The sequence below is a fragment of the Acinetobacter sp. XH1741 genome, from assembly GCF_041021895.1.
In the GTDB taxonomy this organism is placed as follows: Bacteria; Pseudomonadota; Gammaproteobacteria; order Pseudomonadales; family Moraxellaceae; genus Acinetobacter.
Genome location: NZ_CP157428.1, coordinates 3,626,098 through 3,645,003 on the forward strand (window position 1 = coordinate 3,626,098; position 18,906 = coordinate 3,645,003).

An 18,906-nucleotide genomic window follows, 5' to 3' on the forward strand; every position below is an offset into this window, starting at 1 on the left:
ATTAAAGATAAAGAGAGGGTCTTTTCATGCCAGTTGGTACAATTATTGTTTTAGCCTTTTTGGCTTTTGTTGCTGTTACCATTTTTAAAGGGGTACGTATTGTTCCTCAGGGTTATAAATGGATTGTTCAGCGTTTAGGTAAATACCATACGACTCTTAACCCAGGCCTTAATTTTGTTATTCCTTATATTGATGATGTGGCCTATAAAATTACCACTAAAGACATTGTGCTAGATATTCCTTCGCAAGAAGTGATTACACGTGATAACGCTGTATTGCTCATGAATGCTGTGGCATATATTAATTTAACCACACCAGAAAAAGCAGTGTACGGTATTGAAAACTATACATGGGCCATCCAAAACCTTGTACAAACTTCATTACGTTCGATTGTTGGTGAGATGGATCTAGATGATGCCTTGTCTTCACGAGATCATATCAAAGCGAAGTTAAAAGCTGCGATTTCTGATGATATTTCCGATTGGGGTATCACGTTAAAAACTGTAGAAATTCAAGATATTCAGCCATCTTCAACCATGCAAGCTGCCATGGAAGCTCAAGCCGCTGCTGAACGTCAACGTCGTGCCACAGTAACCAGAGCTGACGGTGAAAAACAAGCTGCAATTTTAGAAGCAGATGGTCGTTTAGAAGCATCTCGCCGTGATGCAGAAGCACAAGTTGTCTTAGCAGAAGCATCTCAAAAAGCGATTGAAATGGTGACAAGTGCAGTGGGCGATAAAGAAACTCCGGTAGCTTACCTGCTAGGTGAACAGTACGTTAAAGCAATGCAAGACATGGCGAAATCGAGTAATGCCAAGACTGTTGTGTTACCTGCCGATGTTTTAAATACAATTCGTGGCATTATGGGAAAACATAATTAATTTAATTGCTTTAAATAAGTCATTGAAATAAAAACGGCGACAGTAAGTCGCCGTTTTTTCTTATAGACTATTGGTTGTTTAATCTTTTCTGATCTTTTAAAGGTAGTTTTTTCACGACTAAATCATAAGAGTCATGAATCAAATCTTGAAGTAAATCACGGGTTAAATCTTTATGTGGTTTAATTGAGATCCAGTGTTTTTTATTCATGTGATAACCGGGAATAATAAATGGATAAAGCTCCTGATATTCCTGACTTTTATACGGATCACATTTGACATTAATCATTTTGATGCCTGCTACTTCTGCTGCCAGCATAAAAATTTTTTCTAAAATTTTAAAAACTTCATACTCCGGACCAAATGGATAAGTCTGCTCACTAAAAGGAATACTACGCGCAATCTCTATTGCAACTTGATGGAGTTGTTCGCCATTCATTCTTTTCTCCTTTATTCAATGAACATGAATACAGCAGGATGATTAATTTAATATTTTTATTAATTGGTACGCGCTAAAAGAAACTGTGAAATTTCGATTAATTCTTTTGCGTTTTCACCAAAATGCGCTAAAGCTTCAAAAGCTTGGTCATGCAATTCTTTTGCATAAACCTGTGCTTGTTCTAGTCCCATTAAAGCAGGATAAGTCGACTTTTGTACTTGTTCATCCTTACCAGCTGTTTTACCTAAAGTTTCAGTACTTGAAGTAATATCCAAAATATCATCTTGTACCTGAAAAGCGAGTCCAATCGCCTGTCCGTATTGGCGCAACTTTGGAATCGCCTGATCTGATCCTGAGAAAATTGTTACCGCACCCATCATGATAGCTGCCTGAATCAGTGCACCTGTTTTATTACGATGGATATTTTCAAGCTCATCTTGTGAAATTTGCTTAGCTTCTGCTTGTAAGTCTAAAACTTGTCCACAAACCATTTTAGAGCTGGCTGTTGCTAAAATCTGCATTTGTTTTAAAACAATCGTAGCATCGGTACCCTGCCCTTGTTCATCAAACAAACGGCTACCTAAAACTTCAAAAGCCATTGATTGTAAAATATCACCGGCAAGCAACGCAGTATCTTCACCAAACGCCACGTGGCAAGTTGGCTGACCACGGCGAAGCAAGTCATTGTCCATACAAGGCAAATCATCATGAGCCAATGAATAACAATGAATTAACTCTACTGCAACCGCAGCACGGCGAGCTGCGGCAAAATTGGGATTTGTCTGTAAAGAAGCTGTGGCATAACACAAAGCTGGGCGCACACGTTTTCCACCAAGCATAACCGCATGGTGTACTGCGCTTTTTAAAGGTTCAGGAATTGAAAATGCAGCGAGTGTCGTCAATAAATCTTGTTGAATACGTTGTTGAGCTTGTTTTAAAACATCCGCATTAACTTGAGAGAGTGATGACACAGTCGCCTCGTAAAATCAGTAGAGAAATTTTATTGAATGTAATGAAACATTCGTGTGTTACATCATACACGATTCGCTGTGAAAAGTGCGTGATGAGTTATTGATGTCACAAGTAAAAAAGCCTCTACATGATAGAGAGGCTTCTTCATACAGATGGCTTTTAGAAACTGTCGCCCGGAACGCGTACCCAGCCTTCCATTAAGACACGTGCACTACGGCTCATAATGGCTTTTTTCACGACCCATTGACCATTTGTAAGTTCAGCTTGAGCACCAACACGTAATGTCCCAGATGGATGACCAAAACGTACCGCTTCACGCTCACCACCACCAGCCGCTAAATTAACTAGTGTACCCGGGATTGCTGCTGCTGTACCAATTGCAACTGCTGCTGTTCCCATCATGGCATGATGCAATTTACTCATCGACAATGCTCGAACCAGTAAATCGACATCGTTTTCTGAAACTGCCTTACCGCTTGAGGCTGTATAGTTTTTTGGTTTAGAAACAAAAGCAATTTTTGGTGTGTGTTGACGTGCCACTGCTTCTGAAATGTCTTTAATTAAGCCCATCTGTACAGCACCATAAGCACGGATTTTTTCAAAACGTGCCAGTGCTGCCACATCACCATTAATATGATCTTGCAGCTCTGTACCTTGGTAGCCTAAATCTTCTGCATTTAAGAAAATGGTTGGAATACCGGCATTAATAAATGTTGCTTGAAAACTGCCAATCTCAGGAACGTTTAACTCATCAACCACGTTTCCTGTTGGGAACATGTCGCCGCCTTCTTCACCATCATCAGCTGGGTCTAAAAACTCAATTTGAACTTCAGCAGCAGGAAACGTCACCCCATCCAGCTCAAAATCGCCAGTTTCTTGAACTTGACCATTGGTGATAGGTACATGTGCAATAATGGTTTTTTGAATATTTTTTTGCCAGATTCGAACGGTGCAAAGGCCATTTTCTGGAATACGTTCGGCATTAACCAAGCCATTTGAAATCGCAAAAGAGCCAACAGCAGCCGTTAAATTACCGCAGTTACCACTCCAGTCTACAAATGCCTGATCTATTGAAACCTGCCCAAACAGATAGTCTACGTCATGATCTGGCTGGGTGCTTTTAGCCAAAATAACAGTTTTACTGGTACTTGAAGTAGCCCCGCCCATCCCATCAATTTGCTTTCCATACGGGTCTGGACTACCAATAACTCGTAGTAAAAGTTGATCTCTTGCTTGACCTGCAACCTGAGCTCTTTCCGGCAAATCATCAAGTTTAAAAAATACACCTTTACTGGTTCCACCACGCATATAAGTTGCTGGAATTTTAATTTGTGGTACTGAGCTCATATCAACTGTTATCCTTACTATTGTGTTTTTATATCTCGAAACAAACAGACTTATTTAGTCATCCGCCTCATCTTAAATCGTTTTATGATCAAGAGATAGCATAATGGTTTTATACATCAATCGTATTGACGCAAACTTATTTTGAGAATTTCAACTCATGCTCGCAATGACCGAATTAAGCAAAATTATGCGAAAAAGAGTCTATCAAAAAATATATTTTTAGAATAATTTTCACCCATTCTTTAATTATTAAAAGCAAGTTAATGATTTTAAATATTTTTTAGCGTTACTTTTCAGTCACCCCTAGTTAATTTGTAGTCTAGGCTAAAATAAATCCATCTATTAGAATAATTTACTTATTCATAGTGAGTGAAGACCTTTGACCAACGAATCTTCTACACTGCAACGAGGACTAAAAAATCGACATATCCAATTAATTGCTATGGGTGGAGCAATTGGTACCGGATTATTTTTAGGCTCGGCGCAAGTGATTCAATCTGCGGGACCATCCATTATTTTAGGATATGCCATTGGTGGCTTAATTGCTTTTCTAATTATGCGCCACTTGGGAGAAATGATTGTTGAAGAACCTGTTGCAGGATCGTTCAGCCATTTTGCTTATAAATATTGGGGGAAATTTCCCGGATTTTTAGCTGGATGGAATTATTGGATACTCTACGTACTGGTCGCGATGAGCGAACTCACCGCGGTAGCCAAATATATTAACTATTGGTGGCCTCATATTCCAGCGTGGACGTCTGTCTTATTTTTCTTTGTCGTGATTACGGCAATTAACTTAACTAACGTCAAATTTTATGGTGAGTCCGAATTCTGGCTTGCTATTATTAAAGTTGTTGCGGTTATCTCAATGATTATTTTTGGACTTTATTTGCTATTTACAGCAGATGTGGGTTCAAGCATTTCATTTAGTAACCTTTGGTCTCACGGCGGATTTTTTCCAAATGGCTTTAGTGGCCTGTTCTATATGTTGGCTTTCTTGATGTTCGCCTTTGGTGGTATTGAACTGATTGGTATGGCTGCGGCAGAAGCAAAAGATCCAAAAAAAACCATTCCAAAAGCAATTAACCAAGTCGTTTTCCGTATCTTGATTTTCTATATCGGTTCATTGGCAATTTTACTTTCATTAGTGCCATGGAACCAATTAGATCTTGGCGGTCTCGACAAAAGTCCATTTGTTATGATCTTTAGCCAAATGGGTATTGGTTGGGCTGCACACTTACTTAACTTTATTATTTTAACCGCTGCCCTCTCTGTTTATAACAGTGGGATGTTTGCCAATAGCCGTATGCTTTATGGCTTAGCTCAACAAGGCAATGCGCCAAAAATTTTCAAAAAAGTAAATAAACAAGGTGTACCTGTACCAGCAGTTTTGTTATCTGCATTACTGATTTTTGGCTGTGTTCTTTTAAATTACTTCGTACCTGAAGATGCTTTAAGCCACTTAATGTACATTGTAGTTGGGGCATTGGTATTAAACTGGGCAATGATCAGTATGACTCACCTCAAGTTTAAATCAGCAATGAAAAAACTCGGTCAAAAAACTCACTTCCCTGCACTTTGGGCACCATTTAGTAACTATTTGGTTTTAGGTTTCATTGCTGTTGTCCTCTACATTATGTGGAGCCAAGGCTTTAAAGAATCTGTGATGATGATTCCGATCTGGATCGTTCTCATGTTTATTTTATTTAAAGTCCTTAATTCTAAAGAGCAGTAATCTAATTTTTTGTACTTAAAACTATAAAAAGTCATTGCTTAGGCAATGGCTTTTTTGTTTATAATCATAAAATTATGCGCCCTTAGCTTAACTGGATAGAGCAGTTGCCTCCTAAGCGACCGACGTGGGTTCGAGTCCCGCAGGGCGCACGCATTTAATTAATCCTTCACTTCAGCCAGCAATGTTTCAGCTGCAAGCTTGCCCAAATTATTAGAAGCAAGCGGACTATCGCCCGTTAATAATTTACGGTCTCTATAGCATTGCCCTGTAATACCAGTGTTCAAAATCTTCACACCAAGTTTTTCAAGGTTCTCACCGACTAACCATGGTAAAGCGCCTGGCATATAACCAATATCGATATTTGCTCCCTTGTCTAACGAATCAGGGAATACACAAATTTGATAATCTTTAAAAATATAATTTTCAGGCTGTTCGTCTAGTGCTGCAGCAAGTAATGAAGCTGGACCATGACATAATGTAATAATAAATTTGTCTTGTTCAACTGCCCACGTAAGAACTTTTTTGACATCGAGACTATGTGGAATCTTAGCTAAAACACCATGCCCACCCGGAATAAATACAGCCACGTATGGAGAGTTTTCACTAACTACTTTTTCTAAAATATCGGCAAGTTTTAGCGGATTTTTTAATTTATCGGCATATTTATGGAAAGTATCTAATACCACTTGTTCTTGCTTTGGCATGGCCCACATTTCAAGTTTAGCAGGATTACCTGAAAGGGTCGCAACATCAATTTCAAAGCCAGCATTATCTAAATGAAACATCGGTAAAAGCATTTCTACTGGGTGGTTTCCTGTAGAAAAGAACTTACCATTTTGCATCTGGATATAGCGCTCATCAGTCGCAATCATTAAGACCTTTTTTGTACCTGTATATGGCGCTGAATAAGTCGTACCATCGTAATCTGTTTTAGGAGCAGTATATTGGCTCAGTGAATATGGTGATGGGAAGAATGCATTATCTTCTGCCAAATCTGGAGTCGGATTTTTATCATTTGATGCTGGGGTATTCATTGTTATCATCCTTTAGAGTTGAAGAACGAAATAACAGCTTTAAGCCAGTTATTATTTCTTAGTAAATTTATATTGAGATCAAGAAACGGGTGCAACAAGCCAGTAGAATTTGGCAATTTTTATATAGAAATAGGCACAATAAAGAATTATAAAGTTCAGTTTAGGCAAACATACCGTTCACCTAAACTATCTCAAATTTAATTAAGCACTTATCTCTAAAACGATCTTTCCAATATGATCGCCTTGCTCCATACATGCATGGGCACTTTGTACATCTGAAAAATCATAGGTTTTATAGATTTGAGGTAAACACTTACCTTGAGCTAAAAGCGGCCACACATGTTCATGTAAGGACTGAGCAATCTGGGCTTTTTCCTGACTATTACGAGCACGCATCGTTGAGCCAGTAATAGTTGCACGTTTTAAAATCAGTTTCTGCAAATCAAATTCTTTTGCAATTCGACCGCCCATAAAACCAATAATGACCAGTCGACCATCGCGTTTTAAAAGATTCAAGTTTTTCGAGAAATACGAACCACCCACAATATCCAAAATCACATCAACACCTTGATCTTGGGTGTGTTTTAAAATTTCTTGCTCAAAATCTTGGGTTTTATAGTTAATTGCTGTCGTTAAGTTAGCAAGTGCTTCAACTTTATCTTCACTTCCAACTGTAGCAAAAGTTTTAATCCCTAAAGCATGGCAAATCGTTAAAGCTGTAGTCCCAATACCGCTTGCACCACCATGAATGAGTGCTGTTTCATTTTCTTTTAAACGTCCTATATCAAACAGGTTTGCCCAAACTGTAAAAAATGTTTCCGGAATCGCAGCGGCTTGAGTAAATGATAAATTTTCAGGGATTGGTAATACTTGTGTTGCAGTGACAGCACAGTACTCTGCATAACCACCACCGTTGGTTAAAGCACAGACCTTATCTCCAACTTTGAACTGTTGCACTTGGTCACCTACAGCAACCACTACCCCAGCGACTTCTAGTCCCGGAATTTGCGTTACACCTTTTGGCATTGGGTATAAACCCATACGCTGCAAAACATCCGGACGGTTAATTCCAGCAGCTTTTACCTCAATTAATACTTCATCTGCTTGAGGAACTGGAACATCTGAATCTTGAAGTTTTAAGACCTCAGGTCCGCCGGGAACCGTAATTTCAACAATTTTCATGGTTGTTGGAAGACTCATTAATATGCTCCATGTTTGGTTTATTTTAAAAAGTATAGATTTACTTTAATTCATTGAAGATTTAGGTGAAACTCCAAACAGCCGTTTGAACTCTCGACTAAACTGTGAAGCACTTACATACCCTACCTGATAGGCAGCTTCCGCAACACCCATTTGATTCTTCATGATTAAATCACGTGCCTTATGTAATCGAGTAATCTTAATGTACTGTAATGGAGAATAGTTGGTGACTTTCTTAAACGCTTGATGAAAAAGTGAGACACTCATTCCTGCTTGTTTAGCAAGTTCCTTAACCGTTAAATTGTGATAATAATCTCTTTGAATAATTTCACAAATTTTATAAATCACACTATTTCGACTCATCATGACCGAAAGATTTTCAATTAAATCACGACTACCCGCCTGCAAAACCCGATAAATAAGTTCTCGTTTTATCTGCTCTCCTAATATCGCAGTATCTTGTTTAGAACGAAATAAATTCAACAAGCGTAAAGCAACATCAGATATTGCAGAGTTCATCTCAATAATATTTAAGCCACAACTGAGTTTTATATCTCTTTTTTCAAACCCAACTATGGATGACTGCTGCTCTTTATCCATTTTAGTGGCTAAATCAGCCATCATTTGTGTTTCAAACTTAATCGCAATTGCCAGCATTGGTTCATTTTCAACTAACGTATCGCAATCAAAAGGAATAGCGATCGAGAGCAGCAAACACTGGCCTTGTTGAAACTGAAAAGTATCTTTTCCGATATAACCCCGTTTAACACCTTGAATAACTAAAACAACCGAAGGCTCTTGCAGCACTGCGACAGGTTGTGTGGAATGATCAACTCTCATGAGGGTAATATTTGAAATATAAGTAGGATATACCCCTTCTTGAGGAGCCAAATATAAAAAAGCCTCTACCAAACTTTTCATCAAGTCATTCTGTTGCATTACTTTATTTTTTACGGCTATTCAAGATTTACTATACCAATCACACTAAAAGGAAAAAGTATTTCTTAGTAGCACTTTGTATAAATAAGCAAGTTAAAGCTATTTTTAGGCATAAAAAAACCTAGAAGAATCTAGGTTTTTCACACTTAATCGACTATTAAGCAGATAAATTAAAGAACATTGATGCAATCAGAATAATCACACCGAGCACAATACGGTACCAAGCAAATACACGTAAAGTATGACGTTCTACAAAGAGTACAAGCGCTTTTACTACAAATAATGCTGCAATAAATGCTGCAACGAAACCCACACCAATATTAATCATATTGTCTGCGGTTAACACATCAGCATTTTTAATTAAGTCAAATGTCGCTGCACCTAACATAGTTGGCATCGCAAGGAAGAAAGAAAACTCCGTCGCAGCTTTACGAGACAAACCTGCAAACATACCGCCTACAATTGTTGCGCCTGAACGCGAAGTTCCCGGAATCATCGCAACACACTGAGCAAGACCGACTAGAAGCGCCTGCTTAAACGTGATTTTTGTTGCATCTAGCGTCTTATGCTCAAACTGTTTAGATTCAACCCAGAAAATAATCAGAGCCCCAACAATTAAGGCAATTGCAACTACAATTGGGCTAAACAAGACACTTTTAATAAAATCGACAGCTAAAACACCAATAATAACAGCTGGGAAAAAAGCAATTAATACACTAAAAGCGAAATGACGTGACTCCACATCACCACTAAAGAAGCCTTTAATCAAGTTAATAATTTTTTGTCGATATAACCAGCACACTGCCAAAATAGCACCTAACTGGATCACCACTTCGAATACACGACCACCATCTGAGTGGAAATCGATAATATGGCCAAATAAAATCAAATGGCCAGTACTAGAAATAGGTAAAAATTCAGTTAAACCTTCAACAAACCCTAGAAATAGTGCCTTTATAACTTCAAAATTTTCCATCACTTGCTCAAAAAGTTAATCACTAGAAAGGTCTAAAAATTTGTTTTATATCATGTATAAACCAACATTTTGGCCTAGTTCATGTTCAATATTAGATCTTTTCTAGCATTTGTGGTTATTGCCTTTGAATGAAAGGCCGATTATTTAAAGTGCAATAATGTATCACATCATTATGACAAACTTAGGTTAACTATCGTAAAAAGATAAAATCTAAACAAAAATGAATAATTTTTTAGTTATAAATAAAACGTCAGCCGTTAAAACACGTCGAGAAACAAACCACCATAAAAGATCAAATAAACATGATATTATTTCAAGCATATGTCATTTATATTTAAAATTTACACAGAATGAAAAATACTAAAATCAACGCACGTCATCTTATTATCGATCTCTTTCTTTCCTCAGCTTATCCTCAGCTGAGTATTAAACAAATTCTAGTGGCAGCTAAACTGTTTAACTTAAGTGAAAACGGTATTCGAGTTGCAACAACACGTTTATTAAATGAAGGCATGATCGAAAGCGTAGAACGTGGAATCTACCAACTTTCGCCTTCTACGAAAGATTGGGCAAAAATTATTCTCAATCGTAAAAACGGTATTAAACAAACCAAAGAATGGCAGCAACACTATCTCGCTGTGTTTACAGGTACACTTGGGCGTATAGACCGAACTGCTCTTAAAAAGCGTGAACGTGTGCTGCGTCAATTTGGTTTTAAAGAACTGGAAACTGGTATTTATATTCGCCCAGACAATTTAGCATATAGCTTTGAAAAAACATGTGAAGAGCTTGTTTTAGCCGGGCTAGAGAAAGAAGCAAAAGTTTGTATTATTCAGCATTTCGATCCGAAAACTCTAAAGAAAATACCTTCTTTATGGGATACCAAACAACTTGAAAAAAATTATGAAATGTATAGTCAAGACATCCAGTATTGGCTTGAAAATCACACTCATTCGCCCTTAAACGATGCAGCAGTTAAAGCCCTTCTTTTAGGTAGAGAAACAATTGCTTTGCTGATGAATGATCCCCTATTACCAACGCCATTTGTGAATGAATCTGCTCGTAATCAATTTGCCCAAGATGTACAACAGCTAGATGCGATCGGCCAAAAACTTTGGAAAAAAGTATATAAGCAAGAATTAAATTTATAACAACCTGATTTATTTTTTTACAAACAAATATTTCACTTTATAAATTTTTATGATTATAGTTGTAATATAAAATATAGAGACCAAACTCTAATTTGGGAGAATAAAAAATGAATATGCAGGTGAGTGTTACCGATCTATTTAGCAGAGAAGAAATACAAGAGCTTACAGAGCCTTCAGATGCGTATGGTGCTTGGGCTGTTGCCAGTACGTGGGCTGTTATTGGTGGAACATTTGCCAGCTTAATTATGATGTGGGACTACCTACCAAATTGGGGCAAATTATTAGTATGTATGCTTGCATTAGCCATATTGGCTGGGCGTCAGTTATGTCTCGCAATTTTAATGCACGACGCATCTCATAAAAGCCTATTCAAAAATAAAAAAATAAATGATTTCGTAGGTGAATGGCTATGCGCCCGCCCAATCTGGAATGATCTAAAAAAATATCGTATACATCACGTTCGCCATCATGCAAAAACGTCTACTCCAGATGACCCAGATCTTTCATTAGTTGCAGGCTTTCCTGTCAGTAAAAAATCAGTTACTCGTAAATTCTTGCGCGATTTAAGTGGTATGACAGGTTTAAAATTTAGCTTAGGTCGAGTTTTGATGGACCTCGATGTTATGAAATGGACCGTTGCCAATGACCAAATTTGGTTAGACCGAAGCCATAAAAATTTAGCAGACTATGCAAAGAGTATTGCAAAAAATAGTACCGGTGCTATTGCAACCAATTTAGCGCTTTATGGCGTTTTAAAAGCATTTGGTCAACAACGTTTTTATTGGCTGTGGCCTTTAGCTTATTTAACCCCCTTTCCACTATTTTTAAGAATTCGCTCTATGGCAGAACATGCAGGTATGCAAACCAGCAATACGGCTTTAACCAATACTCGTACAACACGAGCTGGATGGATTGCGAGAAGTTTTGTTGCACCTATCCACGTTAACTACCATATGGAACATCATTTAATGGCCTCTGTGCCATATTTTAAATTACCGCGTATGCATAAAATATTAAGAGAACGAGGCCATGTTCCTGTTCCACCTAGCTATTTTGAAGTGATTCACTCACTTTCATCAAAACAAGAATCATCAACTTAATGCATATTTAGAAGACCGCTTTCAAATGTGTGGTCTTCTTTATTTTTCGTTTAACTCTAAATTTTTTATTTTTAATTGAGTTTGATAATACTTCGGTGTCACTCCCATCCAGCGTTTAAAAGCACGAGTGAAATGGGATGTATCGGCATATCCTAAACTTAAAGCCACAGCTTCAATCGATAATGATTTATTTTCTAAAAGCGCATGTGCGTGTTGCTTTCGAGTTAAATCAACTAAAGCTGAAAAGCTGGTATTTTCGGTTGCCAAATATCTTTGTAAGCTACGCTCTGACATATTCATCATTTGGGCAATTTGCTTAACTTTTAACAATTCGCCATGACTATCCATCAATAATTTTTGAATTATTTGACTAATTTCTACTTTCCATCCACTGCGTAATCTCAATTTATCTATATCTTTTTTACACTGTGCCCTTAGTAAAGGTGCAAGCATAGGATCAGCCGTTAATATAGGTTGCGATAAATATTCTTTTGGAAAAATCCAGACGTTATCTTTTTGATTAAATAGACAATCTGCACCCAATTCATCTTTAAGTTTTGAAAAACCTATTGGTTCTGGCGTGCTTAGTTTAACTATACCTAAGGAAGATAATCCTGTTAGATGTTTTATGATCTGAACAAAACCTAATAATAAAAAAATAATCGCATCTGGACTCAATTGAAATGCTTTCAAAGGCTGATGTATAGACCAGTAAATATAATCCTGTACTTGTTTTAACTCTGGTTTAAACGCATCACAACGTGATCCAATAAATTGTTCAAGTATTTTTAGGGCTTCTTCTAAATTTGCACAGACCATGGCCGCCATACCCACCGAACCATAACAAGATGCTTTCATTTCGAGAGACAAATAACCTGCCAATGCTGGCTCATGAGTGAGCTTAATTGCACGTTCAAGTAACTTATTTAAAGTATGAAACTCAACATACCAATAGGGTTTTTCTAATTGTTCTAAGGCGATACCACTTCCATCTAAAAGCTCTTCACAAGAGATTCCCCAACACTTAACCATCTCGACTAATAAATTTATATAAGTTCCGGGTAATTCTGGATTCATGAGTATCCTACCAGACATCGTAATTGTGGCGTTAAATGGTAAAAACTGTCAGTTCATGAACTATGCCATGCTTTTAAAGTCAGGCATAGTCATTCAGAACAAACTCGCTTGATTGCATAAAAACATATTGCTCCCAATTTTATTTTAATGAGTACCCATGCCTATGAATATCTTGATTGTTCATGCTCATCCAGAACCACTGTCTTTTACCACTGCGCTAAAAAATACAGCGGAGCAAACCTTAAAAAAATTAGGTCATCAAGTACAAGTTTCTGATTTATACGCAATGCAATTTAATCCTGTAGCCTCCAAAGATGACTTTTTAGAACTCAATCAACCCGACTATTTTAACTATGCCTTAGAACAGCGAAATGCGGCTAAGCAACAGCTTTTAGCACCAGATATTCAAGTAGAAATTGAAAAAGTAAAACAAGCCGATCTGGTTATTTTGAACTTCCCCCTTTATTGGACTTCAGTACCTGCAATTTTAAAAGGATGGATTGATCGAGTATTTGTTTCAGGACTCTTTTATGGCGGCAAACGTTTCTATAACCACGGTGGAATGATTGGTAAAAAAGCTATGCTGTGTTTAACCCTTGGTGGTAGAACACAGATGTTTGGAGAAAATTCTATTCATGGCCCAATTGAACATTATCTCTCCCCTATTCAGCGTGGTACTTTAGCTTATACTGGCTTTGAAGTTTTACCGCCATTTATTGCCTACCACGTACCCTATGTTAGCCAAGAAGCACGAGCAACTATGCTCGAGGACTATGTAACATACCTTACTCACCTCGACCAGCTTGAACCTTTAAAGTTTCCAAAACTTGAAGAATTTGATGAAAGACTATATCCAATTTAATGCTCTGTTTTAGCTATAAAAGTAGAATAACCGCACTTAACTTTTTATTTTCGGTTATTCTTTTATTTAACGTATCTCAAATCTAGCAATTAAACCCCTTAAAAATTGATCAAATGGTAAAAAAAATAAACCCATTTTTTATCTTAGAATTAAGAATATAAAAATGAATCAATAATATACACATGTAGAGAAACTGGATTTTTCAAGTAAAATGATAACCAATACTCAATTGATGACCAATCAATTCATATTTTTACAAAAAAATCTTTGACCATTTTTCTTGGATTTATGACAAAAATGTCAGTAGTATAAACTTATCTATTAATATATAAAAAATATAAATATCAAATAATTAAAAGATTTCAATAATAAAATTATTCTTCTATATTTCTTGTATTATTGACATTATTTGTATAAAAAATGAGTACTCTTCAGTTCATATAACAGATTTACTCTTAGTATAATTATGCTATTTTTGTTACATGGAGTTATCAAAGCTTTGAAACTTGTAATTAAAAGCTTTGAAAGCAACACAGTTTAAACGGTTTAACTCTGTTACTTTTAAAAAAATGTCTTGAAGTTCAAGGAAAGATTAAAAATGAAATTAAAACATCTGAGCACTGCAATGATTTTAGCAACGCTGCCTGCAACTGGGGTTTTCGCAGCAGCTTTAGATCGCTCTGGGCAGTCAATGTCTGCTTTCTTACAACCGGGTAATTATTTTGAAGCAGGTATCTCTGTTTTAGATCCAACTGTAGAGGGTAAAGAAGCAGGTACAAGCGAAACACGTCGTCATATTGATGACATGGGTAATGACTATTATTTCCCAAGTGCAGCATTAAAATTACAACTTAACGATAAATTTTCGTTTGGTCTACTTTATGACCAACCATTTGGAGCAGATGCAGAATATTCAGGTAACAATGTATTCGTATCTCATCCAGGTACTGATTCTGTTCTATCACCTACTGCTATTGATGGTATCGTTACTAAAAAAGCAACAGCCGCTTTAGAAGCCCAAGGCTTACCTGTTAATGACCAAACTTTAGCTTTAGCAAAAGGACAAGTTCTAGCAAGTAAACAATTTCAAACTTTAGCTGGTGCTCTTGCTGCAGCAAATAATTATTTAGGTAATGGTGGAACTAAAGTTAAAGTTGATACTCAAAACTTATCTTTTGTATTTGGTTACCAGCCAACTCAAAATTTCAATTTCTACGCAGGTCCTGTATTACAAACAGTTAAAGGTAATGTAAGCTTACGCGGACAAGCTTATAGCCTTTATAACGGTTATGATGCAAATATTAAAGAAACTACAGGTGCTGGTTGGTTAGTAGGTGCTGCTTATCAAATTCCTGAAATTGCGCTTAAAGCCTCTGTAACTTATCGTTCTGAAATTGACCATAAAGTAGATATTAATGAAAACCTATCTTTATTAGGCTTCCCTGGTCTTACTTCAGTACTTGGTGGTTTAGAGGTTCCAGCTTCTAAACTTCAAGCGATTAACTCATCTGGTAAAACTACAATTACGACACCGCAGTCTGTTAACCTTGATTTCCAAACAGGAATCATGGCCAATACTGTCGCTTTTGCTAACGTACGTTGGGTAAACTGGAAAGACTTCTCAATTCAACCATATAAATTTGGTAAAGTTTCAGAAGCTGTAGGGCCTCTTGTTGGTCGTCCAAATGGTTTTAACTTGGTTGAATATGCTGACGATCAATGGTCAGTGAATGCTGGTGTTGGTCGTAAGCTCAATGACAAATGGGCTGGTAATGTCTCTGTAGGTTGGGACTCTGGCGCTGGTAACCCTATAACGACATTAGGTCCAACAGAGGGTTACTGGAACGTAGGTGTAGGTGTTCAATATAGCCCGACTCCACAAACTTTCATTGCTGGTGGTGTAAAATACTTCTGGTTGGGTGATGCTAAAGCACAAACTGGTGCACAAGCAGGTAGCGATCAATATGTTGCAGAATTCTCTGACAACAACGCGATCGCTTACGGTTTAAAACTTGGTTATAAATTCTAAGTTTAAAATCACCTCATATAAAAAAGGCGCTTTAAGCGCCTTTTTTATTGTCCATTTTTAAGCGGGAATATTGCGCTGTGAAACTGAACGGATTGCTTCTTTTAGTGCATCATAACCATTGATTGCTGGGAACTGTGGGAACTCGGCAATCACGTTTGCAGGGGCATCAAATAAGAAACCATGGTCAGCTTCACCAAGCATCGTAGTATCGTTATACGAGTCACCAGCAGCGATTACACGGAAATTTAAACCGTGAAGTGCTTTAACTGACTCACGCTTTTGGTCCGGTTGGCGTAGTTTATAAGCGGTAATCATGCCGTCTTCATCTGTTTCTAATTTATGGCAGAAAATTGTTGGCCAGCCTAATTGTTTCATTAAAGGATGAGCAAACTCATAGAAAGTATCAGACAAAATCACCAGTTGGAAATGATTGCTCACCCACTCAACAAACTCTTTAGCACCAGGTAGCGGTCCCATCTCGGCAATAACTTCTTGAATGTCATTTAAGCCTAAACCGTGTTGTTTTAAAATATTCAGACGCTGAGTCATTAAGACATCATAATCTGGAATATCACGAGTTGTTGCTTCTAGTTCTTTAATCCCTGTTTTTTTTGCGAAATTGATCCAGATTTCAGGAACTAAAACCCCTTCAAGATCTAGGCATACGATTTCCATGAATGCTTCCAACGTTGGTTAAAAATTGCTGTATCATACCATTAAGATTTTCAGATTTGCGTTGTTATTGATCAAATCAATTTTATTCATAAGGATCGAAATTAAAGTGCTAAGCAATTTATTCACTATCCTTTAGAATATTTTTCATAACTCAATGCGCCCAAGCCTTTTGCCAGGAACACACATGACCGTTATTCCGACTATTGATATCGTTGATGCTCTCGCGGCTGAATATGCAGCTAAAAGCCCACGTGAGATTTTAGAACTTGCATTAAGCCAACAAGGTGAAATCGCAATTTCGTTCTCTGGAGCAGAAGATGTAGTCTTAATTGATATGGCTTCACGTTTAGGTAAACCCTTCCGTGTTTTTAGTCTTGATACTGGGCGCCTGCACCCTGAGACTTATCAATTTATTGAAACTGTCCGCAAACACTACAATATCAATATCGAAATTTGCTTTCCTGAATCTGATGCTGTGCAAAGCATGGTCAATGAAAAAGGCTTATTTAGCTTTTTTAAAGATGGACACCAAGAATGCTGTAGTATTCGAAAAGTTCAGCCTTTACGTAAAAAGCTTGCAACTTTAGATGGCTGGATTACAGGCCAACGTAAAGATCAAAGTCCTGGTACGCGTACTGAAATTCCTGTAGTACAAGCGGATACAGGCTTCTCTGGCCCAGATAAGCAACTTATTAAATATAATCCGCTCGCAAATTGGACAAGTGCTGAAGTGTGGAGTTATATCCGCATGATGGAAATTCCATATAACCCTCTACACGAGCGTGGTTTTGTTTCTATTGGCTGTGAGCCATGTACACGACCTATCCTCCCAAACCAACATGAACGCGAAGGCCGTTGGTGGTGGGAAGAAGCGACTCAAAAAGAATGCGGCTTACATGCAGGCAACCTAAAAAAATAGTCTGGTATAAAAAAACCACTGATGAATCAGTGGTTTTTTTACAGTTATGTCCCGTACACAAAGTCATATTTAATCTGTAACAAACCCTATATACTAAATTTTACGGTTCTATAATTCTAATAAGAGCTCAGTTAAGGGCTTCTTAGAAAAAAGCATGAGGCACAACGAGTTATGCGTCCATTACACCCCATTGATTTTATTTTTCTATCATTAGAAAAAAGACAACAACCGATGCATGTTGGCGGATTGTTTTTATTTGAAATTCCTGAAAATGCCCCTGAAACTTTTGTTCGTGATTTAGTAGAAGAAATTCGCCAATCAAAAAGTATTCCTGTCCCTCCCTTCAATAACCGTTTAAATGGTTTATTTTGGGATGAAGATGAAGAATTCGATATTGATCACCATTTCCGTCATATTGCTTTACCTCATCCGGGCCGGATTCGTGAATTACTGGTGTATATTTCCCAGCAACATAGCTCCTTAATTGATCGAGCAAAACCGCTTTGGACTTGCGATATTATTGAAGGGATCGAAGGTAATCGTTTCGCGATGTACTTTAAGATTCACCACGCGATGGTCGATGGCGTTGCGGGTATGCGTTTAATAGAAAAGTCTCTTTCAAAAACACCCGAAGAAAAACATGTTGTGCCACTTTGGTGTGTAGAAAGTAAAAGAACAAAACGTTTAAAAGTACCAAAGCCAAGCACCAGTAAAATTAAAAGTATTTTAGGAGGCATTAAGGCTCAACTTGAAGTCACTCCTAAAGTCATGCATGAGTTATCGCAAACCATTTTTAAAGAAATGGGCAAAAATCCTGACTATGTATCGACCTTTCAGGCTCCTGTTTCAATTTTAAATCAGCGTGTAAGTGCTTCACGTCGCTTTGCAGCGCAATCTTTTGAATTAAGCCGTCTTAGAAAGATTTCCAAAGCACTCAGCGTGACCATCAATGACGTGGTGCTTGCTGTTTGTTCGGGTGCACTGCGGGAATATCTCATTAGTCATAATAGCCTGCCTAAAAAGCCGCTTATTGCGATGGTTCCCGCTTCGCTACGCACAGATGACTCTGATGTAAGTAATCGCATTACGATGATTCTGGCGAATTTAGGGACCCATAAAGACCAGCCTCTGGAACGACTCGAAATTATTCGCCGCAGTATGCAAAACTCAAAGCAACGCTTTAGCCGTATGACTGCGAATGAGATTCTAAACTATAGTGCTGTCGTTTATGGACCAGCAGGACTCAACATTATGTCTGGTGTGCTTCCTAAACGTCAGGCGTTTAATCTGGTCATTTCCAATGTTCCTGGCCCACGTGAACCACTTTATTGGAATGGTGCAAAATTAGATGCGCTTTATCCGGCTTCTATTGTTATGGATGGGCAGGCTCTTAATATCACGATGACGAGTTATCTAGATAAGCTTGAAGTAGGTTTAACAGCATGTCGAAATGCTTTACCTAAAATGCAAAACCTTTTGACTCATCTTGAAGATGAAATTCAACGTTTTGAAGAGATTATTGAAGAGAAACAACTAAAGCGGCATTCAATTGGATAGGAAAAACTAAGGGGCT

At 37.6% G+C, this 18,906-nt stretch carries 17 protein-coding genes and 1 tRNA gene; 9 read left to right on the top strand and 9 right to left on the bottom strand.

Translation table 11 applies throughout. The features are described 5' to 3' along the window. Positions 1 to 26: 26 nt before the first annotated feature. The gene (locus tag ABLB96_RS17390) at positions 27 to 881 is read left to right on the top strand and encodes an SPFH domain-containing protein (RefSeq protein WP_348897898.1); all 855 of its coding nucleotides are present in this window, start codon (positions 27 to 29) and stop codon (positions 879 to 881) included. Positions 882 to 948: 67 nt separating this feature from the next. Here ABLB96_RS17390 and ABLB96_RS17395 read toward each other — a convergent pair whose 3' ends face one another. The 3 genes from ABLB96_RS17395 to prpF form a co-directional block, all read right to left on the bottom strand. Then, positions 949 to 1,317 (bottom strand): MmcQ/YjbR family DNA-binding protein, encoded by a 369-nt coding sequence (locus ABLB96_RS17395; protein WP_348897899.1) that lies wholly within the window; start codon positions 1,315 to 1,317, stop codon positions 949 to 951. 59 nt (positions 1,318 to 1,376) lie between these two features. Then, complete coding sequence (locus ABLB96_RS17400) at positions 1,377 to 2,288, bottom strand: polyprenyl synthetase family protein (RefSeq protein ID WP_348897900.1); 912 nt, start codon at positions 2,286 to 2,288, stop codon at positions 1,377 to 1,379. A gap of 160 nt (positions 2,289 to 2,448) precedes the next feature. Beyond that, complete coding sequence (prpF, locus tag ABLB96_RS17405; protein ID WP_348897901.1) at positions 2,449 to 3,636, bottom strand: 2-methylaconitate cis-trans isomerase PrpF; 1,188 nt, start codon at positions 3,634 to 3,636, stop codon at positions 2,449 to 2,451. 379 nt (positions 3,637 to 4,015) lie between these two features. Between prpF and ABLB96_RS17410 the strand changes: the two genes are divergently transcribed. Both ABLB96_RS17410 and ABLB96_RS17415 read left to right on the top strand, forming a co-directional pair. Next, positions 4,016 to 5,371, top strand: a complete 1,356-nt coding sequence (locus ABLB96_RS17410) for an amino acid permease (protein WP_348897902.1) — start codon at positions 4,016 to 4,018, stop codon at positions 5,369 to 5,371. 76 nt (positions 5,372 to 5,447) lie between these two features. Continuing rightward, positions 5,448 to 5,520, top strand: a tRNA-Arg gene (locus ABLB96_RS17415). 9 nt (positions 5,521 to 5,529) lie between these two features. Here ABLB96_RS17415 and hchA read toward each other — a convergent pair. The 4 genes from hchA to ABLB96_RS17435 form a co-directional block, all read right to left on the bottom strand. After that, the gene (gene hchA / locus ABLB96_RS17420) at positions 5,530 to 6,405 is read right to left on the bottom strand and encodes a glyoxalase III HchA (RefSeq protein WP_348897903.1); all 876 of its coding nucleotides are present in this window, start codon (positions 6,403 to 6,405) and stop codon (positions 5,530 to 5,532) included. Between the two features lie 201 nt (positions 6,406 to 6,606). Beyond that, complete coding sequence (locus tag ABLB96_RS17425) at positions 6,607 to 7,605, bottom strand: NAD(P)H-quinone oxidoreductase (protein ID WP_348897904.1); 999 nt, start codon at positions 7,603 to 7,605, stop codon at positions 6,607 to 6,609. A gap of 45 nt (positions 7,606 to 7,650) precedes the next feature. After that, positions 7,651 to 8,544 carry an AraC family transcriptional regulator gene (locus tag ABLB96_RS17430; protein WP_348897905.1) on the bottom strand — a complete coding sequence of 298 codons (894 nt, stop codon included), beginning with the start codon at positions 8,542 to 8,544 and terminating at the stop codon, positions 7,651 to 7,653. A gap of 157 nt (positions 8,545 to 8,701) precedes the next feature. After that, the gene (locus ABLB96_RS17435; RefSeq protein ID WP_174736341.1) at positions 8,702 to 9,520 is read right to left on the bottom strand and encodes an undecaprenyl-diphosphate phosphatase; all 819 of its coding nucleotides are present in this window, start codon (positions 9,518 to 9,520) and stop codon (positions 8,702 to 8,704) included. A 350-nt stretch (positions 9,521 to 9,870) separates the two neighbouring features. Here ABLB96_RS17435 and ABLB96_RS17440 point away from each other — a divergent pair, with 350 nt between their 5' ends. After that, on the top strand, positions 9,871 to 10,671 hold the full coding sequence (locus ABLB96_RS17440) for a PaaX family transcriptional regulator C-terminal domain-containing protein (protein WP_348897906.1): 801 nt from the start codon (positions 9,871 to 9,873) through the stop codon (positions 10,669 to 10,671). Between the two features lie 107 nt (positions 10,672 to 10,778). Continuing rightward, a complete protein-coding gene (locus tag ABLB96_RS17445) occupies positions 10,779 to 11,771 on the top strand; it encodes a fatty acid desaturase family protein (RefSeq protein ID WP_348897907.1) in 993 nt (330 codons plus the stop codon). A 39-nt stretch (positions 11,772 to 11,810) separates the two neighbouring features. On the opposite strand, the gene ABLB96_RS17450 is transcribed toward ABLB96_RS17445, so the two are convergent. Then, positions 11,811 to 12,848 carry a helix-turn-helix domain-containing protein gene (locus tag ABLB96_RS17450; RefSeq protein ID WP_348897908.1) on the bottom strand — a complete coding sequence of 346 codons (1,038 nt, stop codon included), beginning with the start codon at positions 12,846 to 12,848 and terminating at the stop codon, positions 11,811 to 11,813. Between the two features lie 163 nt (positions 12,849 to 13,011). Here ABLB96_RS17450 and ABLB96_RS17455 point away from each other — a divergent pair, with 163 nt between their 5' ends. Both ABLB96_RS17455 and ABLB96_RS17460 read left to right on the top strand, forming a co-directional pair. After that, positions 13,012 to 13,710 (top strand): NAD(P)H-dependent oxidoreductase, encoded by a 699-nt coding sequence (locus ABLB96_RS17455; RefSeq protein ID WP_348897912.1) that lies wholly within the window; start codon positions 13,012 to 13,014, stop codon positions 13,708 to 13,710. Between the two features lie 598 nt (positions 13,711 to 14,308). Then, complete coding sequence (locus tag ABLB96_RS17460; protein WP_348898185.1) at positions 14,309 to 15,739, top strand: outer membrane protein transport protein; 1,431 nt, start codon at positions 14,309 to 14,311, stop codon at positions 15,737 to 15,739. A gap of 57 nt (positions 15,740 to 15,796) precedes the next feature. Here ABLB96_RS17460 and thrH read toward each other — a convergent pair whose 3' ends face one another. Then, positions 15,797 to 16,414 carry a bifunctional phosphoserine phosphatase/homoserine phosphotransferase ThrH gene (thrH, locus tag ABLB96_RS17465; RefSeq protein ID WP_348898186.1) on the bottom strand — a complete coding sequence of 206 codons (618 nt, stop codon included), beginning with the start codon at positions 16,412 to 16,414 and terminating at the stop codon, positions 15,797 to 15,799. A 184-nt stretch (positions 16,415 to 16,598) separates the two neighbouring features. Between thrH and ABLB96_RS17470 the strand changes: the two genes are divergently transcribed. Then, entirely contained in the window at positions 16,599 to 17,333 is a 735-nt protein-coding gene (locus ABLB96_RS17470) for a phosphoadenylyl-sulfate reductase (RefSeq protein ID WP_348898187.1), read from the top strand. Between the two features lie 171 nt (positions 17,334 to 17,504). Next, positions 17,505 to 18,890: a wax ester/triacylglycerol synthase family O-acyltransferase gene (locus tag ABLB96_RS17475; RefSeq protein WP_348898188.1), complete on the top strand. Its 1,386-nt coding sequence runs from the start codon at positions 17,505 to 17,507 to the stop codon at positions 18,888 to 18,890. The last annotated feature ends 16 nt before the right edge of the window (positions 18,891 to 18,906 follow it).